The sequence below is a fragment of the Streptomyces alkaliterrae genome (assembly GCF_007097205.2).
In the GTDB taxonomy this organism is placed as follows: domain Bacteria; phylum Actinomycetota; class Actinomycetes; order Streptomycetales; family Streptomycetaceae; genus Streptomyces; species Streptomyces alkaliterrae.
On the sequence record NZ_VJYK02000627.1, the window covers coordinates 1 to 943 of the forward strand.

The 943-nt window shown below is 70.3% G+C and carries 1 protein-coding gene; it reads right to left on the bottom strand.

The window, feature by feature from the left end:
- Positions 1-9: 9 nt before the first annotated feature.
- Entirely contained in the window at positions 10-633 is a 624-nt protein-coding gene (gene pdxH, locus FNX44_RS27190) for a pyridoxamine 5'-phosphate oxidase (protein ID WP_143651612.1), read from the bottom strand.
- Positions 634-943 lie beyond the last annotated feature (310 nt).

Here is a 943-nt window from a genome sequence, read left to right on the forward strand (position 1 = left end):
GGCCGGGGCTCAGGGGCAGAGGCGTTCCACCGTCCAGCCGGTATCGGTGCGGCGGTAGCGCAGCCGGTCGTGCAGCCGGTTCTCCCGTCCCTGCCAGAACTCGACCGTCTCGTGCACCACCCGGTAGCCGCCCCACTGCGGCGGGGCCGGTACGTCCTCGCCCTCCGGGTAGCGGGCGGCGAGTTCGGCGTAGAGGGCGTCCAGCTCCTCGCGGGAGGCGACCGTGGAGGACTGCTCGCTGGCCCAGCAGCCCAGCTTGGAGCCGTGCGGGCGGGAGCGGAAGTAGGCGATGGTCTCGGCCCTGCCGACCGGGGTGGCGCGGCCGGTGACGATCACCTGGCGGGCGATGCCGTGCCAGGGGAAGAGCAGCGAGACGTACGGGTTCTCGGCGATCTCCCGGCCCTTGCGGGAACCGTAGTTGGTGAAGAGGACAAAGCCGTCGGTGCCGTACTGCTTGAGCAGGACGGTCCGCGAGCTGGGCCGGCCGCGGGCGTCGGCGGTGGACAGGACCATCGCGTTCGGTTCGTGCAGTCCGCTCTCCGCGGCGTGGTGGAACCAGCGGTCGAACTGCTCGACGGGATCGTCCGCGAGGTCCTTCTCCAAGAGCCCCTTGGCGCGGTAGCGGGCGCGCATCGTGGCGGGGTCGAGTTCCCGGCGGGCACGGTGGGCCTCGGGGGAGTCAGCGGTGATGTCGACGGGGGCGGCTGCGTGGGTCTCGTCTGACTGGGACACGGGCATATCTTGCAGCATCGGCTTCCCCGCCGGTGGTCGAGTCTGCCCGTTCCGGGTGCCCCGTACACCTGTTGGGAAGGATCGGGGCAGTGTGCCGCTAATCACGCTTCCGCGCATGTGACGAAAACGCCAAAATCACCGGCGGGAACGATGTGGTGTCGGCACATCACGCACTATCGTTTGCCAGCGCCCGGGTCGGGTGACCCCGCCC